Raw genomic sequence first — 21,457 nt, forward strand, 5'->3', positions numbered from 1 at the left:
CGCGGCCCCGCTGGATTCGAAATCTGCTTCATCATCCCGGCAGGTCGACGGCTCGGCCACGCTCGTCCTAGTCGCGATCGCCGAGGCCGGGCAAGCCGGGGCGCTGGTGCAGGAGCTGAGCGGCGCGGTGGCGCGGATCGGCGATCGGCGATCGGCGATCGGCGCGATCGCGGCGCGCATCCGGGAGTTCAGCGGGGTCGGGACCGGCATCGCGGCGGCGGTGAAGGAGCAGAGCCGGGCGACCCGGGAGATCGTGCGCAACGTCGGGCAGTCGGCGGCCGGCACTGGCGGGGTGACCGCCACCATCGCCGGCGTGGCCGAGGAGACCGGCGCGGCCAGCCAGGTCCTGAACGCGGCCTCGGAGCTGTCGCGCCAGTCCGAGCACCGCGGTGCCGAGGCGGCGCGCTTCCTCGACAGCCTTCGGGCGCCTCAGGCGCCGGCAGCCGGTTCGGCGGCGCGACATTGCGGGCTCGTCCTGTCGAAGGCGAGGCACTCGCGGGCCAGGGCCGATCGGCGAGGCCCGCGAGACGGACAGCATCAAGCCGAGAAGGGACGGTCCTGGCCGCCTTCGCCGCGACGTTTCGCCATGAATGCGTCGAACTGCTCGCGGTCCTTGGCCCGCTTCAGCTCCTCGACGAATTCCGCGAAGGCTCGGCTTTCTTCTTCGAGGGCGCGGCGCTGAGCCTCGAGCCGCTCGAGTTCGGCGCGGCGATACGCGTCGAAGGCCGCATTGCCGGTGGTGCTGCCCCGGTTCGCCGCCTCGAAGGCGCGGGCGAAGCGCGAGGCCGGACGCCCGGCGCCCTCGAAACCGGAGACGCCCCGGCGCGCTGCGTCGCGAAGTTCGGAGAAGGCCGGGTAGCCTGCGAACTTCCAGGCGACCAGCGCCAGACCGACCGGCCACCAATAGATGAAGCCGAGGACGATCGCCCCGATCTCGAGGGAGCGACGCGGGAACGGGCCGGAGCGGCAGAGCCTGCCGTTCGCCCAAGAAGAGGAGGATTGAGATGTCACGGCTTGGCTCCGCTGTTCATGTGAACGCGGTTAACATGCGAGTGCTCGCACGGCCTTTCAAGACCGGCGCGCGCCCGGTCCCGGGCCGCTCCCGATCGTTGCTCCGATATGCTCGCCTGTGCCGATCCGGATCCACTCCGGCGGCACGCCGGCTAACGGTCGCCCGGTCGCGCCACACCATGCACCAGGGCAAGAACCCCGGCGCGTAGCAATTCGTACTTGTCGGGGAATCCCGGGCCGCGCGGCAGGTGCCCGGCTGCCGAAAGGGTTGCGATGCCGTGGGCGAGCGCCCAGACCTCCAGGGCGATGAAGCGCGGCGCCACGCCCCCAAATCCGTCCGCGAAGGTCGCCTGCAGCGCCTCGACGAGCAGGTCGAACGGGCTCGGCCTTCCCGGCTGCCCCTCCCCCGCCGCGGAAGCGTCGGGGGCGGCCCCATCGGCCGGGAGCCCGCGGGTCTCGAAGATGGCGGCGTAGTAGGCCGGCTCTTCCTCGGCAAAGGCGAGGTAGGCCTCGCCCATGCGAGTGAAGCGTTCGAGCGGCGTGCCGCGGGATGTGAGTGCTCGCGCCAGCCGGGCCGCAAGTTCCGCGAAGCCACGCCCGGCCAGTTCCTCCAGCAGCGCCTCGCGGCCGCGGAAATGCCGGTACAATGCCGCCGGCGTCACGCCGACGAGTCGCGCGGCGTCCACCAGCGTAAAGCCGCCGATCCCGCGCTCGGCGATGAACCGGCGCGCGGCCTCGATCAGGGCCTCCTTCAGGTTGCCGTGGTGATAGCTCCGCCGGTCGCCCGGTCCGTCTCGCCAGGGTCGCAAGTTCTCAGGTCCTCTGCGCGCGCGCAGGCATTACGGTCGAGCACGGCGTTTGTTGCGGTCGCAACCTCTCGCACAATGCTTGACCATGAGGCGCTGGCGCAACATTATTACACTCCAACCCATCGAATCGTGGCGGGCCATTGACAGACGGACATATCGGCCCGTGGTCCGCCATAGGGAAAACCACTCGGCATGGCTTTCGTGAGCCTGAAGGCGTGGCGCGCCCGCTCGGCGGAGCGTGCCGAGCTCGCGGCGCGGCTGAAGCGGGAACTGATCGCGGCGCTGAGCCTCAGCGAGGCCGACGCGCTGGCGGTGAACGAGATCGCCTGCGCGGATCCCGGCTGCCCCGACATGGAGACTATCGTGCTGGTGATGCGGGCGGGTGCTCCAACCCGGGCGCTGCGGATCCGGCGCCCCATGGACGCGGTGGATGCCGACGACATCGCGGCACTGGCGGAACAGGACCGGCTCGGCGATACCTCTCGATGATGTGAGGCGCCAGCCCGTCGCGGGCGATCCCCGTCGCCTCCAAAGGACGCCGCGATTGTGGGCGCGTCGTGTAACGACGGAACGTTGGTCGCCGAAAGCCAATCAACACCATCGCGACCGAAGGAGATGCCCCATGAAGACCCGTCGCCACACCCTCTCGCTGGCCGTCCTGGCCATGGCTGCGGGCCTCTCGCAGGCGGCCTCCGGCGAGGTGATGCCGTTCTCGGCCTCGGCTTTCGAGGCTGCACAGAAGAGCGGCAAGCCGATCCTGGTCGAGGTCAGCGCCCCCTGGTGCCCGATCTGCAAGACGCAGAAGCCGATCCTCGCCAAGCTCGCCGCAGAGCCGCGGTTCAAGGATCTCCAGATCTTCGACATCGACTTCGACAGCCAGAAGGACCTGCTGAAGCGCCTGAACGTGCGCATGCAGAGCACGCTCATCGCCTACAAGGGCGAGACCGAGACCGGCCGCTCGGTGGGTGAGACCCAGCCGGAATGGATCGAGGGCCTGCTCGAAAAGACGCTCTGATCCGCGCGCACGGCGCCCGCGGCCTCCACAGAGAACCCGGGGAAGCCTTCCGTTTCCGTTCAGGCAATATCCCGCATAGCCGCGGCGCCCCGGTTCGGAGCCGTCCGACGGGGGCCTGACGGAGACCGTATTCGGTGACCAACGCCACCCTGCCGCCCACCCCTGTGCCCGATGCGATCGTCGCCGTGCCCGTGCGCAACGAGGCCGAGCGGATCGAGGCCTGCCTCCGGGCGATCGACGCCCAGGACGGGCTGGCGCCGGGGAGCCTCGGGCTGGTGCTGTTCCTGAACAACTGCACGGACGGGACCGAGGCGATCGTCGCCCGGCTGGTGCCGGGCCTGTCGATACCGGTTCGGGTCCTGGTCGAGGACTTTTCGGGAGCGCATGCCGGCTGGGCGCGGCGCCGGGCCATGGATGCCGCCGCCGCATGGCTGGGCGATGCGGGGAATGCGGGGATGATTTTGTCCACCGACGCCGACAGCCGCGTCCCGCCGAACTGGGTCGCCCGAAACCGCGCGGCGCTCGACGCCGGCGCCGATGCCGTCGCGGGACGGGTCGAGCTCGACGCCGCGGAAGCGGCGCTGCTGCCGCCGTCCCTTCCCGCTCGCGGGCGCCTGGAAGACATCTACGACGCGCTGATCACCGAAGCCGAGGCCCGCATCGATCCGGACCCGAACGATCCCTGGCCCTGTCACCGAACCGCGATCGGCGCGACGCTGGCGGTGACCCGCGGCGCCTACCGCGCGGTCGGCGGCATGCCCGAAATCCCGCTCGGCGAGGATGGTGCCTTCATCGCGCGGCTGATCCAGCACGGCTTGCGCGTGCGGCACGCCACCGACGTGTGCGTGACCATCTCGGCCCGGCTCACCGGCCGCGCGCCGGGCGGCGTCGCGGACACGATCCGGTCGCGCTGCGAGGAGCCGGACGCCCTCTGCGATGCCCGCATGGAGACCTTCCCCCGGTCCGTGCTCCGCTACCTCTGGCGGCGCCGGTTCCGCCGCCTGCACGGCAGGGGTCGGCTGGCCGTGGACCGCGCCTGGGCATGGGCGATCGGGCTCGACCCGGCGGAGGTGGACCGTATTGCCGCCCTTCCGCTCGGACAAGCCATCGCGGAGGCCGAGCGGGCCAGCCCGCGCCTCGCCTACCGCCCGATCGGCCCCCGCCAGCTCCCGGCGCAGATCCGGCTCGCGCGCATCGGCGTGCCGGCGATCCGGCTTGCTCTTTGGATCAACGGATCGGCCCGCAAGGTTTCGCGCACGGCTGTGCCCGATCGGTCGATGGCCGATCCCCGCGGCAGCCGGATCTGATCCGATCGGCAGCCGCGCACGGCGAAAGGGTCTCGCGGCGATAGGCCGAAGTGGCAGCAGACGGCGGCCCTTGAGACGGCCGCGCCGGTGAAGCGGCATCCCACCGTGCGGGGACTCGGCGACCCTGGGGGCCCGAGCGAAACGGATATCCGGTTCGCGCTGCGTCGCGTCAGGCCCGGTCCTGCGCCGCTCGTCGAACATTCTCGTCGGCTCGACGCGTCATACGGTTTCCGGTTGAACAGCTCGGCCGATCGTCCCGTGCCGTCATCGCGATTCGGCATCGGCGAATCGCAACACAACGGCGCGGCCGTTCGCCGGCGGGCTCGTCAGGCTCCCGCGGAACCGCGCCGTCTCGGCCGTGCCAAGCACCGCCCGGGGCGCCGAAACAGGAAACGTCCGGACGACCCGCCCGCCGGCATCGCGGATCTCGACGCTCAGCGCCGACACCGGCACATCGCTCCGCGCGATGCCCACGAGGTCGCCTTCGACCACGAGCTCCGCCGGCCGGCCATCCTCTGCCGGATTGCTGAACGCCACGACATCGCGGATCTCGATGCCGCGGATGTTCACCGGGAGCCCGATGCGCGCGAACAGGCCCGCGCTCTGTGGGATCGCCCGGACCACGCTGGTGCGGGCGAGGCAAAGGAGCGGCAGCGCCGCCAGGAGTGCCAGACCCAACGCCAGCGACGCCGACAGGCCGGCGAGCCGGCCCTTGGCACTTCCGGAGCGCTCTGGACGACCACGCCGGGCTTTCGGCACCGTCGGAACGGGCGCATCCGATACGGCCCTGACCGAAGCCGCCGCGTCCTGCCACGCGGCATCTGAAGCCGGATCAGGCACGGCCTGCGCGGCGAGTTCCGACTCGTGCCCGGCGAGCACGTCGGCAGGCGTGAGGAACCAGGTCTCGCGGCAGGCCGCACAGCGGACCGAGCGGCCCTCCATGCCGACCTTGCCGGCCTCGATCCGGTACTCGCTCGCGCAGCTTGGACAGACGATCAGCATACGCGCCACATTCGCAGGGATGAACCCGATCGAAGCCGGACGGTACGATCGGTTGAGAAAGTGTGTCTGAACAGGGTTAAGCTCCCGTGAAACCCGGGAGGCCTTGAAAACGCCTGCCCGTCCGGCGATTCCCGAGCCATGGATGGGCGAAACCCGGCGTGGCCGTGAACCTACAGGCGAGCATGAAGAGCCTGCTGCCCGGCGCGGAACGGCCGGTGGTGCAGTTCGAGAACGTCGGCATGCGCTACGGCCTTGGGCCGGAGGTGCTGTCGGATGTGAGCTTTCGCATCGCGCCGCGATCCTTCCAGTTCCTCACCGGGCCGTCGGGGGCCGGCAAGACGACGCTGCTGCGCCTGATCCTGCTGTCCGTGCGCCCGACGCGCGGCCTCGTCTCGATCTTCGGCGAGGAGGTGAGCGGCATCTCCGCCAAGGCGCTCACCGGGCTGCGGCGGCGCATGGGCGTCGTGTTTCAGGATTTCCGACTCCTCGACCATCTCACCACCTACGAGAACGTGGCGCTGCCCCTGCGCGTGCAGGGGCGTTCCGAAGCGAGCTACCGGGCCGAGGTGGTCGAATTGCTGCGCTGGGTCGGCCTCGGGGAGCGCATGCACGCGCTCCCGCCGCTCCTCTCCGGCGGAGAGAAACAGCGGGCCGCCATCGCCCGGGCGCTGATCGCACGGCCGGACCTGTTGCTCGCCGACGAGCCCACCGGCAACGTCGATCCGGGTCTCGGGCGACGGCTGCTGCGGCTGTTCCTGGAACTGAACAAGCTCGGGACCTCGGTGATCATCGCCACGCACGATTTCGGCATCATGGACGCCGTCGACGCCCGCCGGATGGTACTGGGCGAAGGCCGGCTGCGGATCGAGGAATGAGCACGCAGGCAACGACGGGGACTCCGGCGGAGCCGCCGACCGTGGGCGCGGATCCGACGCTGCCGGCGAGCCTGCGCCGCAATGCGCCGCTGGTCCCGACCGATACGGCGGCCGGCCGGTCGCTCGCGGCGGTGATCGCGATCCTGACCTTCCTGGCGGGCCTGTGCGCGGGGGCCGCCGAGATCGTCGCCACGAATGCCGGGCAATGGCAGGGCGACGTCGCTCAAGAAGTGACGATCCAGGTCCGGCCGGGTCCCGGCCGCGACGTGGACGGCGACGTCTCCCGGGCCGAGGCGATCGCCAAGTCGGAATCCGGGATCGCCGAGGCGCGAGTCTTCTCCAAGGCCGAGGCCGAGCGGCTGCTGGAGCCTTGGCTCGGCAGCGGCCTCGACCTCTCGGACCTGCCGGTACCCCGCCTGATCGCCCTCAAGCTCGCGGGTGGCCAGGGCGCGGACCTGAAGCGCCTGCGCGCGCGCCTCACCGAGGCACTGCCGGGCGTGGCGAGCCTCGACGACCACGCGCTCTGGCTCCAGCGGCTCTCGACCGCGGCCAGCGCCTTCGTGGGCATCGGCATCGGGATGGTGCTGCTGGTGCTGGTCGCCACCGGCCTCGCCGTGACCTTCGCCACACGGGGCGCAATGGCGGGCAACCGCGAAGTGGTCGAGGTGCTCCACTTCGTCGGCGCCGACGACGATTACATCGCCCGCGCGTTCCAGCGCCGGTTCTTCGGCCTCGGCCTGCGCGGCGGCGCCATCGGCGCAGGGCTGGCGATCCTGGCCTTCGCGATCGCCGGTCTGCTGGCCCGAGCGGCCCGCTCGGGCCCAGCCGGCCAGGAGGTCGAGGCCCTGTTCGGCGCCTTCCAGGTCGGCCTTCGCGGCTATGCCAGCGTGATCGTGATCGGTGTGATCGCGTCCGTCGTCACGGGAGTCGTCTCGCGGATCACCGTGCGGCGCTTCCTTTCGTGACAGATTCAGACCCCGTGCCCGAGGAGGAAACGGGGGGGCTTGGCTGCCGGTTAACGATCTGGAAACCTTATCCCTGCGGTGTGGATTCGGCTGATCAGGCTGCCTCCGGGTCGCCGCATTCGGCGCCGATCCTCCGGAGGATGATCACGCGTATGCTACGCGACCCGGATCCGTACCCGACCGATGCCCTCGGCTGGGCCTGGCACGAGTGGGTTCGTCCGCGCCGCGTCACCGCGCCCGCGAGGCCCAGACCTCGGGGTCGGATCGCCCTGTGGAGCTGCTGCGTCGGCGCCGGCCTCGGCACCCTGGCCCTGTTCGCCGGCTTTCTGGTCTTCGTCAGCGTCCTCGCCCGGCACGAGCGGGCGCCGGCGGACCGGGCGGATGGGATCGTGGCCCTCACCGGCGGGGCGCAGCGGATCGGCGACGCGATCGACCTGCTGGCGGGGGGCTACGGCCGGCGCCTGCTCATAACCGGTGTCAACGAGCGCACGAGCCGCGACGAGATCGCCCGCCTGAACCCGACCCAGCGCGCGCTGATCGCCTGCTGCGTCGATCTCGACTACCGGGCGCGCAACACCATCGGGAACGCCATCGAGACGCGGCGCTGGATGCGGGCGCACCGATTCAATACCGTCGCGGTGGTGACCTCGAACTACCACATGCCCCGGACCCTGATCGAGCTGGACCACGCGCTCCAGGACAGCGACCGTGTCTTTCCGCACCCCGTGGTGACGGAAGGGTTCGATGCCGACCGCTGGTGGCAGAGCCCGCCGGCGGCCAGGCTCCTGGCCTCCGAATACGTGAAGTTCCTGGCGAGCTGGGTGCGCACCCGCTTCGAGACGGACCCGGAGCGCTCCCGGGTGGCGATCCTGATCGGCCGCGGCAAGCCGGTGAAGATGGTGGCCGAGCCGCTGATGCTGCGCGGAGTCGACTGAAGGCCCGGTTCTCAGAGACCCTTGCAGTGCGCCTTGATGGCGGCGGAAAATTCCCGGTCCGAGCTCTGCACCTGGGCCAGGCGCTCGACCCGGTCCGAGCCCGAGAGACATCGCCCGTAGACACTGGCGACCCGGCGCATCGTCTCCACGTGGCGGCGCCAGACGCGGCAGTTCTTGGCTCCGTCGCCGTCCGCCTGTTCCAGCTGTTCCAGGGCCTGTCGCTGCATCGACTGCGCCACCAGGACATCGCGCGCGCAGGTGGTCTCGCCCTGCGCATGAGCGACCCCGGTCAGCCCCGCCAGGAGGGCGAGGAACGCGAAGGTTCGAGGCATCGGCATCAGGCGGCCTGCGGCGCCGTGGAGCGGGTCAGAAGAGCGTAGAGCGCGCCCGCGTCGCGGGCCGCGCGAATGTGGTTGAGCATGCCGGGCTCACGAAGGACGCGTGCGACCTGGGCCAGGGCCTTGAGATGGTCGGCGCCCGCCCCTTCGGGCGCAAGCAGCAGGAAGGCGATGTCGACCGGCTGGCCGTCGAGCGCCTCGAAATCCACCGGCCGGTCGAACCGGGCGAACAGCCCGAACAGCCGGTCGAGCCCGGGCAGCTTGCCGTGCGGGATCGCCACGCCGTCGCCGATCCCGGTCGACCCGAGACGCTCGCGCTGGAGCAGCGTATCGAAGACCGGGCGCTCGTCGAGTACCGGCAGCCGGCGTGCCGCATGCGCGGCGAGATCCTGAAGCACCTGCTTCTTTGTCCGCGCACGCAGGGACGACACGACCGATTCGGGGTCGAGGAATTCCAGAACTGGCATCGAACGACCGTTGCCCCGCCACCCGTCCGCGAAGGAGCGGGCCTCGTCTCAGAGACGTGGACGACCGCATCGGCCACGCCCCCGATTCTTAATGGGCCGAAGAACGGGCCGGTTCCGGCCCCGTTCTCCCGGTCCACGCGCATCAGTCGGTTGCGCTCGGCGGGTCCACCCAGCCGATCGCACCGTCGCTGCGCCGGTATACGACGTTGACGCGCCCGGTGCCAGCATGGACGAAGACAACCACGGGGGATCCGGTCATGTCGAGCGCGGTCACCGCCTCGCCGATCGTGCGGCGCTGCAACGTCCGCGTACTCTCGGCCACGATCGGCGGGTGGGCATCACCGCCCATCCCGTCTTCGTCCTCCGCCTCGGGGGCGGCGAAGACCGCGTAGGCCGCCTCGACTGCCGCGTCGTCCCCGGGACCGGTGGCGTGCTGCTTCAACCGATGCTTGTAGCGACGCAGGCGCGTCTCGAGACGGTCGGCGGTCTGCTCGAAGCTGGACCGGGCGTCGTGAGACACGCCGACCGCCTCGATGGTGAGCCCCGACACGAGATGCAGGACACAATCCGTCCGGTACGCAGTCCCGTCCCGCCGCAGCGTGACGTGGCCGGTGCAGGAATCGTTCATGTGCGAGTCGAGATATTTAGCGAGGGTCGCGGACATCCGCTCCTCGACGCGGCCACGCAGACTCTCGCCGAGATCCACGCCGTGGCCTGTGACCCGCAACGATCCCATGCTGCCTCCCCCGTTCTGATGCAGTCGCCGAATTAGAGAGCCGGCTCGCGCTAAGTCAACGGAGGTCCCATCCGTTCCGGTCGGCCGCTTAACGCTGGGTTCAGCCGGGGTGCCCGTATACAGGCAGCACACCCACACCCGAGACGAAGGCCTGCATGACCACCGCCGACGGAATGTCCGCTGCCCCGAACCGACGCGCCGTGCTAGCCGGCGCCGTGGGTAGCGCCGCGGGATTCCTGCCGGCGGCACTGCGCGCGGCCGAGCCGGGCCCGGGGCCGTCCCTGCCGGGCCCCGGCGAGGCGTTCGAGGCGAAGACCCTCGCAGACCTGGCACGCGCCCGGGCCGCCGCGCCCTACGTGGCGCCGAAGACCGATGACGTGCCGGCAGTCCTGAAGGCGCTGTCCCGGGATGCCTACGAGGCGATCCACCCGATCCCCGGCCGCACGATCTGGGCTGGACGCGGGCTCGGCTTCGAGATCGAGCCGCTCCTGCGCGGCTCAATCTTCGTCACGCCCGTGTCGCTCTTCGTCGTCGAGAAGGGACTCGTACAGCCGGTGCCCTACGACAAGACGGACTTCGTCGCTGCGGGGATCGAGTTGCCGGATCTCAATGCCGACACAGCCTTTTCGGGGTTTCGCCTGCGCGCTCGCTTCGGCGATCAAACCGACCTGTCAAACTTTGCCCTGTTCCAGGGGGCCTCGTTCTTCCGCCTGGTGGCGGAGGGGCAGGATTTCGGCATCAATGCCCGGGCGCTCGCCCTGCGACCCGCCGATGCCCGCGGCGAGGAATTCCCGCTGTTCCGGGCCCTGTTCATCGAGGTCCCCGACCCGGGGCAGCCGATCATCGTCCACGCGCTCGTCGAATCGGAATCGGCCACGGCCGCGTTCCGGCTCACCCTCACGCCGGGCCGGGAAGCGTCCACCGCCGAGATCGACGGGACCGTCTTCGCCAGGGCCGAACTCGATCATATCGGCCTCGGCGGCATGCAGGGAAGCTACCTGTTCGGACCGCTCGACCGGCACAAGGTGGACGACCTGCGCGCCGCCGCCTTCTCGGTGGAGGGGCTGGCCATCCACAACGGCTACGGCGAGCCGATCTGGCGCCCGGTGCACAATCCCGAGGCACTCCAGGTCTCGGCGTTCCTGGACCGGGGGCCGAAGGGCTTCGGCCTCATGCAACGCGCCCGCGCCTACGACAATTTCGAGGACGACCGGCGGCACTGGGAGTTGCGCCCGTCCCTCTGGCTCGAGCCGCGGGACGACTGGAACGAGGGGTCGGTTACGCTCCTGGAGATCCCGAGCGATTCCGAGCTGAACGAGAACGTGTTCGCGTATTGGCGCCCCAAGGCCAAGCTCGCCAAGGGCGCCGAGATGCGCTTCGTCTGCCGCCAGCACTGGTCCAAGGGCTGGCCCGATCCGCTGCCGCCCGATCTTGCCCGGGTCAGCGACAGCCGCTGCGGCCGCGGCAGCTCGGGCAACCGCCGCCTGTTCGCGGTCGATTTCGACGGCGACGCGCTGACCCGGCCGGACGAGATCGACGTCGCGCTAAGCGCCTCGGCCGGGACGATCACCCGGCAGGATCGCTTCAGCTATCCGGAGCGCAAGACCCTGCGGGTCCTGTTCGAGCTCGACCCCGGCAGCGAGCGGGCGAGCGAATTGCGTCTGGTGCTCAAACGGGGCCAAGACCGGGTCAGCGAGAGCTGGCTGTTCCGCTGGACGCCGTAGTTCCCCGCCCCACCAGCCTCCCCGAGGATCACAAACCGCCGTGCGCCTGGACGAGACCACCACCCTGCCGAAGCCCGCACCGCCCGCTCCCCCGGAGAAGGGCCGCCCCGCCTCGACCGGGGTCGCCTCCGCTCGGGTCGCACCCGCGATGCCGCCCGAGGCGCCCCTGGCGATGCCGGTGCAGGACCTCGCGACCTGGGATGCCGGGCGCGCCCAGCGGCCATCGCGAGCCCGGCGAAGTCCCTGGGCCGCCCGCGCCCTCGTGTTCGGCGGCGCCATCGCGCTGACCGGCTACGGCGGCTGGCAGATGGTCGAGACCGTGTCGGTCTCGGGCAGCCCCACCGCGCTCCAGCTGGTCCTGGTCGTGCTGTTCTGCCTTACCTTCTCGTGGATCGCGTTGGCCTTCACCAGCGCCGTGGTCGGGTTCGCGGTCCTGCTGCGCCGACAGACCGCAGCGCAGGTTCCGGCCGCGCTCGCGACCCGGACAGCGGTGCTGATGCCGGTCTACAACGAGGCGACCGCCCGGACCTTCGCGGGGGTCGAGGCCATGCGCGAGGCCGTCGAGGCCACGGGGCTCGGCGACCATTTCGACTGGTTCGTGCTCTCGGATTCGACGCAGGCCGATGCCTGGATCGCCGAGGAACGCGCCTTCCTCGACCTGCGCCACCGCCTCGGCCCGGAGGCGCGGCTCTACTACCGCCACCGGCCGAAGAACCATCACCGCAAGGCAGGCAACATCGGCGACTTCGTCACCCGCTGGGGCGGTCATTACGACCACATGCTGGTGCTCGACGCCGACAGCCTGATGAGCGGACCCGCGATCGTGGCGCTGGCGGCGGCCATGGAGGCCGATCCGGATGCCGGCATCATCCAGACCCTGCCGCTCATCATCAACCGCAACACCCTGTTCGCCCGTCTCCAGCAATTCGCCGCCCGGATCTACGGGCCGGTGATCGCCGCCGGGCTCGCCGCCTGGTCAGGCCGTGACGGCAATTACTGGGGCCACAACGCCATCATCCGGACCCGTGCCTTCGCGCAGGCCTGCGGCCTGCCGGACCTGCCCGGACGACCGCCCTTCGGCGGCCATATCCTGTCCCACGACTTCGTCGAGGCGGCGCTGATCCGCAGGGCGGGCTGGGCGGTCTACATGCTCCACAGGCTGCCGGGCTCCTACGAGGAGAGCCCGCCCTCGCTCATCGACGTGGCGGTCCGCGACCGGCGCTGGGCGCAGGGCAACCTCCAGCACGCGAGGGTGATCGGCGCGGCCGGCCTGCACCCGGCGACCCGCCAGCACTTCGCCACCGGCATCGCGGGTTACCTGGCCTCCCCCTTCTGGCTGTGCCAGCTGATGGTCGGCATCATGCTCGTCCTGCAGACCGCCACTGAGCGGCCGGACTATTTCGGCGGCGCCGGTTTCTCGCCGGTCTTCCCGCGGTTCGACCCGATCCGCGCCCTCCAGCTCTTCGGGCTGACCATGGCGGTCCTGCTCGCCCCGAAGCTTCTCGGCCTGATCCTGGCCCTCCTGGACGGTCCGGTACGGCGCGCCTGCGGCGGCGGCGGCCGGCTGGTCCTGTCGAGTCTCGTGGAGATCCTGCTGTCGGCGCTGGTGGCGCCGGTGGCCATGGTGATCCAGTCCGGCTCGGTCATGGGGATCCTGCTCGGGCGCGACACCGGCTGGAATCCGCAGCGGCGCGACGACGGCTCGATCCCGATGCGCGACATCGTTGCCCGGCACCGCTGGCACACCGCGCTCGGCCTCGTGGCGGGGATCGCGGCCTTCGCGATCGCGACCTCCCTGTTTCTCTGGATGAGCCCGACCATCCTGGGCCTCGTGCTGGCGATCCCGATCTCCTGGGCGAGCGGCCAGCTCGGCCTCGGCTTGGCGCTGAAGCGGCGCCGGCTGCTCGCCACCCCCGAAGAGGCGGCACCGCCGGAGATTGCCGTACGGGCCGGAGCCCTGGCGGCCCGCAACGCGGCCCAGGGACTCGACGAATCCGACGCCCTCGCGGCGCTTCACGCCGATCCGCACCTCGCCGAGGCCCATGCCCGGATGCTGCCAGCCGGACAATCCCGGCCACGCGGGGCCATCGACCCGGATCAGACCCTGGCCACCGCCAAGATCTGCGAGGCCGAGACCGTGGCGGAGGCCCGAGCGTGGCTCTCTCCAAAGGAACGCATGGCGCTGCTGCACGACAGGGCGCTCATCGACCGGCTGGTGCGGCTGGACTAGCGCATCGCCCTTTCCCGAACGCTGGCGGCCACTCTTCGGGCCGGAAGCTCTGGCATCTGGTTTGCGGCATGCGGCTCCGGCGCGTCGAATCCCGCACCCGGACCGTCTTCCCCGAGGGGGACAGGGTGAGCGGCACCACCTCAGCGGGACGAGGTCCTGCGCGATGCCCATTGGCCCTCGCAAACAGGCAGGGCTGCGGGGCCTCCGTCCTCCTGACGCTGTTCTTCCTTCTCACGGCACGCTCGGCGGATGGCGCCTCCCGACCCGATGCGGCGCAGCGCTTCGTCGCGCATTACAGCCTGAGCTTTCTCAATGTGCCGGTCGGCCGTGCCGACCTCACCGCGGAAATCGCTGCCGACCGGTACGTGATCAGCCTCGACGGCGGTCTGTCGGGGCTGGCAGGCTGGTTCTTCCAGGGATCCGGCAGCGCGCGTTCGCGGGGGCGCCTCTCACCAGCCGGCACGGTGCCGGGCGATTTCCGGATCGACAGCCGCTACGGTACCACGCCGGTTCTCGTGCACGTCGCCTTCGAAGCCGGAACGGTCCGCACCGCCGAGGTCCGACCGGAGGCGGCGCCGAAGCCCGACCGCGTGCCTCTCAGCGCAGACGACACCGCCAAGGTCACCGATCCGATCGGCATGTTGGCGGTGCCGGTAGGGCCCGGACCACTGGCGCCCGCCCTGTGCGACCGCCGCATCGCTGTCTTCGACGGTGCGACCAGGGCCGACATCGTGCTGTCGCGCGGCGTTGTCGTCACGGTGGCGGCTGGCCCCTATCGCGGCCCGGCCCTGGAGTGCCGGATCCGCTGGGTGCCGGTCGCGGGCCATCGCGCCAAGGGCCCGTCGGTGCGGCGGATGGCCGAGAACGACGACATGCGCGTGCGCCTGGCACCTGTCCCAGAGGTAGGCCTGCTGCTGCCGCTCACCATCGCGGTCGGGACCGGCTGGGGTACCGCCCGGATCGAGGCCACTACCTGGGGCGCCCCGCCGGCGGTACGGGCCGCCTCTCCCGTCAGAAGCGATTAACCATTCCGGACCTAGGTTCGGCCCGCCAAGATCGGAGCCATTCATGACCCTGCTGCTCGCGTTGCTGCTGCCGCCCCTCGCGATCGCCATCGTGCTGGCCCGCGGCGAGCCGGTGCGCACCATCAGCTGCCTCGGCGCGATGGGCGTCGGCTGCGTGATCGCGTGCTGGAGTTTGATGGGGCTGCTGCGTCAGCGGGCCTGATCGGATCCGCACCGTCCCGTCAAGGATCGCGGGCCAGCCGCCAGATCGCGTCCGGACCGGGCGACGCGCTGCGCGCAGGCCAAGCTTGCCGAGATGACGAAACGGGCCGAATCGATACCGGTCGGCATGGGACGGGCAGCGCCCCCTCGGCGCGTCGGCGCCTTGCTTCCGACCGCCGGGCGGCTATGGCAGGCTCCCGCAGCCCGATCGCTGCCCAGGCCCGCCTGCCGGAGACCGCATGACATCCGTGAACGCGTTGATCGCCGAGGAACTCGGGGTCGCGGAGGCGCAGGTCGCCGCAGCTGTAGCGCTCCTCGATGGGGGCGCCACCGTCCCGTTCATCGCGCGCTACCGGAAGGAGAATACAGGCGCCCTCGACGATGCGCAGCTGCGCAGGCTGGAGGAGCGGCTCGGCTACCTGCGCGACCTCAATGCACGGCGCGCCGCCATCGTCGCGAGCATCGCGTCCCAGGGCAAGATGACCCGCGCACTCGCCGCCGCCCTCGAGGCAGCCGACACGAAGGCACGCCTCGAGGATCTCTACCTGCCCTACCGGCCGAAGCGGCGCTCGAAGGCGCAGTCCGCCCGGGAGGCCGGCCTCGAACCGTTGGCCCAGGCGCTGTTGGCGAGACCCGACGCCGATCCCGAACGCGCCGCGGCGGCGTATGTCTCGGCCGAGCGGGGCGTGGCCAGTCCCGAGGATGCCCTGGAGGGCGCAAAGGCGATCCTGACCGAGCGCTTCGCCGAAGACGCCGACCTGATAGGCCGCCTGCGCGCGGATTACTGGCGCAGCGGCCAGCTTGTTTCGAAGATGCGCAAGGGCAAGGCCGCCGAGGGTGCGAAGTTCGCCGACTACTTCGACTGGAGCGAGCGGCTGGAACGGATGCCTTCGCACAGAATCCTCGCGATCTTTCGCGGGGAGCGCGAAGACATCCTCGACCTCCAGTTCACGGCCGAGGGCGAGGAATCAGAACCCGGCACCCCCGGCCCGTTCGAGACCGCGATCTGCCGCCGGCACGGGATCGCCGCGCGGGGACGCCCGGGCGATGCCTGGCTGCTGGAGGTCGTGCGCACCGCCTGGCGCACCAAGATCCGGACCGGGATCAAGCAGGACCTGCGCGCCCGGCTGTTCGAGCGGGCCGAGGACGAGGCCGTCAAGGTCTTCGCCGGCAATCTGAAGGACCTGCTGCTCGCCGCCCCGGCGGGCGGACGGGCGACGTTGGGGCTCGATCCCGGCTATCGAAACGGCGTGAAGGTTGCGGTGGCGGACCGCACCGGCCGGATCGTCGCGGTCGAGACAACCTATCCGCACGAGCCGCAGCGCCGCTGGAAGGAGGCGGTCGCGAGTCTCAGCCAGCTCTGCCGCCGGCATCAGGTCGAGTTGATCGCGATCGGCAACGGCACGGCTTCCCGGGAAACCGAGCGGCTTGCCGCCGAAATCGTGGCGGCGAACCCCGACCTGACTCTCGCGAAGGTGACGGTCTCGGAGGCCGGCGCCTCGGTCTACTCGGCTTCAGAGATCGCCTCGCGGGAGTTGCCGGACCTCGACGTGTCTCATCGCGGCGCCGCCTCGATTGCCCGCCGGCTGCAGGACCCGCTCGCCGAGTTGGTGAAGATCGACCCGAAGTCGATCGGCGTCGGGCAGTATCAGCATGATGTCGACGAAGCCAAACTGTCGCGCCAGCTGTCGAGCGTGGTCGAGGACGCAGTGAACGCCGTCGGCGTCGACGTGAACACCGCCTCCCCTGCCCTGCTGGCGCAGGTTTCGGGGCTTGGCGCCTCAATGGCGGACCGGATCGTCGCGCACCGCAACGCGAACGGTCCGTTCCGTACGCGCTCGGCGCTCAAGGCGGTGCAGGGGCTGGGACCGAAGACCTTCGAGTTGGCGGCCGGCTTCCTGCGCATCCAGGGCGGTGACGATCCGCTCGACGCGTCGGGGGTCCACCCGGAGGCCTATCCTGTGGTGCGCCGGATCCTGCAGGCGACGAAGAGCGACATCCGGGTCCTGCTCGGCAACGCCGCGACTTTGAGCAACCTCGACCCGGAGGCCTTCGCCGATTCGCGCTTCGGTGTGCCGACCGTGCGCGACATCATCGCCGAGTTGGAGAAGCCCGGCCGCGATCCGCGCCCGGCCTTCAAGACGGCGAGCTTCCAGGAGGGGATCGAGACGATCGGCGCTCTTCGGTCAGGCATGCAACTCGAAGGCGTGGTCACCAATGTCACTGCCTTCGGTGCCTTCGTCGATATCGGCGTCCATCAGGACGGCCTGGTCCACATCTCCGCGATGGCGCGCCGGCGGATCGCCTCACCCGGCGAGGTGGTCCGGACCGGCGAGGTCATCCGGGTCTTGGTGCTCAGCGTCGACGTCCCGCGCAAGCGCATCGCGCTCTCGATGCGGCTCGACGACCCGATCGAGTCGTCGTCGCCGGCGCGGCGCACCGCCGACCCTCTGCCCGACCCCCGCCAGATGCGGTCCGGGCCGCCCCCGGAATCCGGCGGCGGCGCCCTCGCCGACGCGTTCCGCCGGGCTGGATCGCCCCCATCCCGGCGCGGCTGATCCGGGCACGGAATGCCTCCGTGCCGATGCGGTCCGGATGGCAAAGGCCCAAAAGGAAACGGCCGGAGCGAGACCCCGGCCGTTCCAGAGTCGATAAGGCTGATGCTTAGCGAAGCAGCTGCAGGATGCCCTGCTGGGCCGTGTTGGCCAGCGACAGGGCCGAGATGCCCAGCGACTGACGGGTCGACAGAGCCTGCGAGTTGGCAGCCTCCTGGTTGAGATCGGCCGCCGTGAGGTTGGACGAGCCGGTATCGAGGATGTTGATCAGGTTCTTGCTGAAGTCCTGACGGTTCTGCACGACCGAGAGGTTCGAACCGAAGGTCGAGGCGTCGGTGCGCAACTGGCTGGACGCCGTCGTCAGGCTGTTCAGGGTCGTGTTGATGTCGGCGTTCAGCAGGAAGTTGCCCTGTCCGACCGTCGTCGTCTTCGCCGACGTGCTGGTGATCGACGTCAGGCCGAGGCCGTTCGAGGTCTCGTCGGTGGCCGTGACCGTCAGGTTCGAGTTGCCCTTCGGGTTGAAGTTGATCGTCAGGTCGTTGTTCGAACCCTTGCCGTGAATGAGGTTGGTGCCGTTGAAGCTCGCGTCGTTGGCCAGCTGGTCGATCTGGGTCAGCAGGCTGTTGAACTGCGTCGCCAGGGTCGCACGGGCCGACACGCCCGAGACGCTCAGGTCGGAACTCTGGCCGACCGCAGTGGTCGTGCCGTAGGTCGGTCCGGAGGAAGCCGTGCCACCCGAGAAGCCGATCGCCGTCTGGTCGGCCGAGCTCTGGAATTCGACGTCGGAAGACGCATTGATCACGATCTTGGTACCGGTCGTGTCCTTCGCGAAGCTTCCAGCACCCACCGCGCCGTTGAGCTTGGTGATCGCTTGGTCGATCGTATCGGTCGACGCCAGGGAGACGGTGGTGGCGGCGCCGTTGACGTAGAGGTTCAGGGTGGTGGCCGCGGCCGGGGCCGAATAGGCGGTCGAGGCAGTGCCCGTGGTGGTGATCTGGGTAGACAGCGCCTGGTTGGCGACCGACTTGGCCTGATCGACGAGCTTCTGGATCGAGGTGATGCCCTGGTTGGCCGCCTGGATCGCCTGGACGCCGTTGGAGATGCCGTCGAGCAGGTTCGACAGGTCGCCCGACCGCTGGCTGAGCGACTGGGACGTGAAGAAGCTCACCGGGTTGTCGAGGGCCGAAGAAACCTTCAGGCCGGTGGAGAGCCGGTTCTGGGTGGTCGCGGTCAGCGAAGCCGTATCCTGCAGCGAGAGCAGGTTCTGGCGGGTCGCGGCGGTGAGCGTGACGTTGGAAGACATCGTGGCGATCCTTTTGATCGGGTAGCCGTCTTATTGGCGGCACTCGCGACATACGGCTCGACCACTTGCCGAGGTCTTAATTCGATCTCCGAAACGGTGTCTCCAATGGGACATCGTTAACGACCCATCTTCACGACATGCAGAAATCGAATCGTGGCTCAATCCTGCATGCGATCCGAGAGCAGAGATACATGGGCGCTAGCCGATCAACGGCAGGCGATCTGCCGAGCCGCCAAGGCTCGTTATTCCGCCCAGCCTCGTCGGAACGCGCGAGGGGTACGATCGCCGTCTCTTAAGCACCCCGAAAAGCCGTCCCCTCGCCGTCAAGCGGCCGGATGGACGGAGCGCGGCGGTCATGCACCCGCAGACCCCTGCGGCGTCCCGGGATGCCAATGCACCATTCCAACGGACGATCGTGGGAGCACCGCCTCGCCGGCGCGCGGCCCGTGGGAAACGCCTCGCCCTTGGGCACTCGTACTCCGTCCGATCGGTGGCGTGGCCGAGGCTCAGCCCTGCCCCTCGGACAGCCAACTCCGCCACATCCCCCGGAACGCCGCGCCGATATCGGCGGCGAGGCCGCAATGGTCCATCAGTGGGCTGGCGTGCAGACGCTCGCGCAGGCCCTCACGGATCGCCCGAAGGCGATCGCGGTCGCAGGCGAGATCCCGGGCTATCGCCACGTAGGCGTCCGCGCTGTCACCGATCAGGTCCGGGAGGCCGACCGCCGTGAGGACCGAGACGCCGGTGCGCGCCGCCGCATGGCCGCCGCGCAGGGTCACGAACGGCACGCCCATCGACAGGGTGTCGTAGCTCGTCGTGCCGCCATTGTATGGGTAGGGATCCAGGGCGATGTCCACGCGATGGTAGAGTTCGTGGTACCCGCTGTTGACACGCGGCTGAAAGATCACCCGGTCGAGCGGCAACCCGGCCCCGGCGAGGCGTTCCTCGACGGCCCTGCGGACCTCCGGCGTCGCGATGTCTCCCACCACCATGAACAGCCGCGCATCCGGGACCGCCATCAGGATCCGCGCCCAGGTCACGAGCGCGTCGTCACAGACCTTGGTCAGGCGGTTGAAGCAGCCGAAAGTGACGTACCCGGTATCCTCGAAGGGCGCACGCTCACGCACCGGCGGCAGGTCGTCGACCCCCGCATAGGTGGCCGTGACGCGCGGCAGGCGCCAGAGCCGCTCCGTGTGCAGGGGCTCGGCGAGGCCGGGCGGATCGGTGATCGGGTCGGTGAGGCGATAGTCGATCGCAGTCAGCCCGGTGGTGCCGGGATGCCCGATCCAGGTCACCTGGACCGGGGCGGGCTTGCGCGCGAACAGCAGCAGTCGGTTGCCGGCGCTGTGACCGGACAGGTCAACCAGGATGTCGATGGCGTCGCGCTCGATCAGGTCGGCGGCCTCGTCGTCGTCGAGGCACGCGAGATTGTGCCAGCCGTCGAACAGCGGGCGCAGCCGCTCCGAGACGGCATCCTCGCTCGCATGCGTCATGTAGGCGACCACCGTGAAGGCATCGCGGTCGACGACGCGCAGGTACGGCTCGAAGAAGCGGACCAAGGCGTGGTTGCAGAAATCGCCCGAGACGAAGCCGACGCGCAGGCGGCGAGCGGGGTCGCGATCAAGGGCGAACGGACGGCGGCGGAGCAGCGGATCCGCATAGCGGCGGCCGTAGGCCAGCGCGTCCGCGGCATACTCCGCGTGCGGGATGTCCGCAGAGTAGAGCTTGGCGAATAGGCGGTTGGAAGCGACGAACAGCTTCGACGGATCAAGCGCGATGGCCCGGTCGAAGGCCTCGATCGCCTCGCCCAGGCGCCCGAGGGCGAGCAGGGCGCTGCCGCGGTTGCTGTGCGCGCCTGCATTGCCCGGCTCCAGGCTGATCGCGCGCTCGGCGTGCCGCAAAGCGTCGCCATACCGGAAGCGCCGCTGGTAGACCCCGGCGATGTTGGCGTGGGCCATCGCGTGGTCGGGATCGAGTTCCAGGGCCCTTTCCAGGGCGGAGATGGCCCCGTCATGGTCGCCGCGATTGGTCAGGAGGGTGCTGAGTCCGCTGAAGAACAGCGGATTGGCCGGCTCGCGGTAGAGCGCGATGCTGATCAGGTCGTAGGCGAGTTCGGGCCGGTTCGTCCGGGCGGCGACCGCCCCGGCCAAATAGGTCGCGTGGGCATGGGCTTCGTCGAGGAGAATGACGAGGTCGAGCAGCGCCTCCGCCTCGGGAAACTTGTTTCGATCGTAGAGGGACTGTGCCGCCGCAAACGTCCGTTCGACGAAGGCTTTCGTGAGCGCCTGCGCGTCAGGACCGAAGGTCTGCGCCTTGTACCGCTCCAGGATGGCGCGCGCGTCAGGCTGCCTGTCGACTGCCAGCAGCGTGGAGGCGAGAGCGAGCCAGTAGGCAGGGCGCTGCGGTGCGCCCCGCAAAGCCGTGACGAAATGGGTCACGGCCCGTTCCGGCGCACGGCCTGCGGCTAGCTGTCCGAGTTCGTAATGTGCTTCGGGATGGTCGGGCTCGGCACCGAGCACGCGGCGCAGGCTGACCTCAGCCCGTTCGACCCGACCTGCGGCGCGATGGTCCCTGGCCTTCGCCAGGAAGCGCTTGGCCGCACTACCCTGCGCGGCTTCGCCGGCCCGCCCGCCCTGCTGATCGAGCATTCCGCGCCCTCCTGTCGCGGGCACGATTGCGAAAGCACGGTTAAGGTCGCGTAAAGCCGGCCTGGATTGGGTTTATGTCCGATCGACGCTGCGGCGCTCGAGTCGCCGGATCAGCCGGGACCGCTTCGCCCCGATCTACGAGACCGCCATGTGCGATGGCACGGCACGGGTCGCGCAAGATCCGACCGGGAGGGGGAAGCCGGATCGGAGTGCGGCGCGCGCAGGCGCCGCGTTGGGCCGAGACTTCAGGCCCTCCGCGTAGACGAGCCAGGGTTCCGCCCCGCCCATCCGTTCTGCCAGGATGGTGGTCC

19 protein-coding genes and 1 pseudogene are annotated in these 21,457 nt (G+C 70.0%); 12 read left to right on the top strand and 8 right to left on the bottom strand.

The annotated features are described in order from the left end of the window. Window positions 1-85: 85 nt before the first annotated feature. Window positions 86-427 (top strand): annotated as a pseudogene (locus tag Q8W67_RS19300) (methyl-accepting chemotaxis protein); the annotation flags it as partial. Between the two features lie 110 nt (window positions 428-537). Here Q8W67_RS19300 and Q8W67_RS19305 read toward each other — a convergent pair. Further along, complete coding sequence (locus Q8W67_RS19305; protein ID WP_305548696.1) at window positions 538-1,011, bottom strand: DUF2852 domain-containing protein; 474 nt, start codon at window positions 1,009-1,011, stop codon at window positions 538-540. 152 nt (window positions 1,012-1,163) lie between these two features. Then, a complete protein-coding gene (locus Q8W67_RS19310; RefSeq protein ID WP_305548699.1) occupies window positions 1,164-1,820 on the bottom strand; it encodes a TetR/AcrR family transcriptional regulator in 657 nt (218 codons plus the stop codon). Window positions 1,821-2,012: 192 nt separating this feature from the next. Between Q8W67_RS19310 and Q8W67_RS19315 the strand changes: the two genes are divergently transcribed. From Q8W67_RS19315 to Q8W67_RS19325, 3 genes are all read left to right on the top strand, one after another. Beyond that, a complete protein-coding gene (locus tag Q8W67_RS19315) occupies window positions 2,013-2,309 on the top strand; it encodes a hypothetical protein (RefSeq protein WP_305548701.1) in 297 nt (98 codons plus the stop codon). A gap of 133 nt (window positions 2,310-2,442) precedes the next feature. Next, complete coding sequence (locus Q8W67_RS19320) at window positions 2,443-2,835, top strand: thioredoxin family protein (protein WP_305548703.1); 393 nt, start codon at window positions 2,443-2,445, stop codon at window positions 2,833-2,835. Between the two features lie 134 nt (window positions 2,836-2,969). Next, window positions 2,970-4,142 (top strand): glycosyltransferase family 2 protein, encoded by a 1,173-nt coding sequence (locus Q8W67_RS19325; protein WP_370693909.1) that lies wholly within the window; start codon window positions 2,970-2,972, stop codon window positions 4,140-4,142. A gap of 264 nt (window positions 4,143-4,406) precedes the next feature. On the opposite strand, the gene Q8W67_RS19330 is transcribed toward Q8W67_RS19325, so the two are convergent. After that, window positions 4,407-5,144 (bottom strand): zinc-ribbon domain-containing protein, encoded by a 738-nt coding sequence (locus Q8W67_RS19330; RefSeq protein WP_305548706.1) that lies wholly within the window; start codon window positions 5,142-5,144, stop codon window positions 4,407-4,409. Between the two features lie 182 nt (window positions 5,145-5,326). Here Q8W67_RS19330 and ftsE point away from each other — a divergent pair, with 182 nt between their 5' ends. The 3 genes from ftsE (at window position 5,327) to Q8W67_RS19345 (ending at window position 7,919) form a co-directional block, all read left to right on the top strand. After that, window positions 5,327-6,019 (top strand): cell division ATP-binding protein FtsE, encoded by a 693-nt coding sequence (gene ftsE / locus Q8W67_RS19335; protein ID WP_058193336.1) that lies wholly within the window; start codon window positions 5,327-5,329, stop codon window positions 6,017-6,019. Then, window positions 6,016-6,984 (top strand): ABC transporter permease, encoded by a 969-nt coding sequence (locus Q8W67_RS19340; protein ID WP_305548709.1) that lies wholly within the window; start codon window positions 6,016-6,018, stop codon window positions 6,982-6,984. Before ftsE ends, Q8W67_RS19340 begins: the two co-directional genes overlap by 4 nt. A 152-nt stretch (window positions 6,985-7,136) precedes the next feature. Then, window positions 7,137-7,919: a YdcF family protein gene (locus Q8W67_RS19345; RefSeq protein WP_305548712.1), complete on the top strand. Its 783-nt coding sequence runs from the start codon at window positions 7,137-7,139 to the stop codon at window positions 7,917-7,919. 11 nt (window positions 7,920-7,930) lie between these two features. Here Q8W67_RS19345 and Q8W67_RS19350 read toward each other — a convergent pair whose 3' ends face one another. The 3 genes from Q8W67_RS19350 to Q8W67_RS19360 form a co-directional block, all read right to left on the bottom strand. Further along, complete coding sequence (locus Q8W67_RS19350) at window positions 7,931-8,257, bottom strand: hypothetical protein (protein ID WP_305548715.1); 327 nt, start codon at window positions 8,255-8,257, stop codon at window positions 7,931-7,933. Then, window positions 8,257-8,724, bottom strand: a complete 468-nt coding sequence (gene ptsN / locus Q8W67_RS19355) for a PTS IIA-like nitrogen regulatory protein PtsN (protein WP_305548718.1) — start codon at window positions 8,722-8,724, stop codon at window positions 8,257-8,259. Before ptsN ends, Q8W67_RS19350 begins: the two co-directional genes overlap by 1 nt. 142 nt (window positions 8,725-8,866) lie before the next feature. Then, window positions 8,867-9,460: an HPF/RaiA family ribosome-associated protein gene (locus Q8W67_RS19360; RefSeq protein ID WP_305548720.1), complete on the bottom strand. Its 594-nt coding sequence runs from the start codon at window positions 9,458-9,460 to the stop codon at window positions 8,867-8,869. 155 nt (window positions 9,461-9,615) lie between these two features. On the opposite strand from Q8W67_RS19360, the gene Q8W67_RS19365 reads away from it, so the two are divergent. The 5 genes from Q8W67_RS19365 to Q8W67_RS19385 all read left to right on the top strand — a co-directional run bounded on the left by Q8W67_RS19365 (window position 9,616) and on the right by Q8W67_RS19385 (window position 17,198). Continuing rightward, complete coding sequence (locus Q8W67_RS19365; protein ID WP_305548722.1) at window positions 9,616-11,184, top strand: glucan biosynthesis protein D; 1,569 nt, start codon at window positions 9,616-9,618, stop codon at window positions 11,182-11,184. Between the two features lie 40 nt (window positions 11,185-11,224). Further along, window positions 11,225-13,414: a glucans biosynthesis glucosyltransferase MdoH gene (mdoH, locus tag Q8W67_RS19370; protein WP_305548724.1), complete on the top strand. Its 2,190-nt coding sequence runs from the start codon at window positions 11,225-11,227 to the stop codon at window positions 13,412-13,414. A 170-nt stretch (window positions 13,415-13,584) separates the two neighbouring features. Continuing rightward, window positions 13,585-14,439: a DUF3108 domain-containing protein gene (locus Q8W67_RS19375; RefSeq protein WP_305548725.1), complete on the top strand. Its 855-nt coding sequence runs from the start codon at window positions 13,585-13,587 to the stop codon at window positions 14,437-14,439. A 43-nt stretch (window positions 14,440-14,482) separates the two neighbouring features. Next, complete coding sequence (locus Q8W67_RS19380; RefSeq protein WP_305548727.1) at window positions 14,483-14,641, top strand: hypothetical protein; 159 nt, start codon at window positions 14,483-14,485, stop codon at window positions 14,639-14,641. A gap of 238 nt (window positions 14,642-14,879) precedes the next feature. After that, a complete protein-coding gene (locus Q8W67_RS19385; protein WP_305548729.1) occupies window positions 14,880-17,198 on the top strand; it encodes a Tex family protein in 2,319 nt (772 codons plus the stop codon). 106 nt (window positions 17,199-17,304) lie between these two features. Here the strand turns inward: Q8W67_RS19385 and Q8W67_RS19390 are convergent, their stop codons facing one another. After that, window positions 17,305-18,498, bottom strand: coding sequence for a flagellin (locus Q8W67_RS19390; RefSeq protein WP_305548731.1), 1,194 nt, complete (start codon window positions 18,496-18,498; stop codon window positions 17,305-17,307). Window positions 18,499-19,004: 506 nt separating this feature from the next. Beyond that, on the bottom strand, window positions 19,005-21,146 hold the full coding sequence (locus Q8W67_RS19395; protein WP_305548733.1) for a tetratricopeptide repeat protein: 2,142 nt from the start codon (window positions 21,144-21,146) through the stop codon (window positions 19,005-19,007). Between the last annotated feature and the right edge of the window lie 311 nt (window positions 21,147-21,457).

The organism is Methylobacterium sp. NEAU K (genome assembly GCF_030700285.1).
GTDB lineage: Bacteria > Pseudomonadota > Alphaproteobacteria > Rhizobiales > Beijerinckiaceae > Methylobacterium.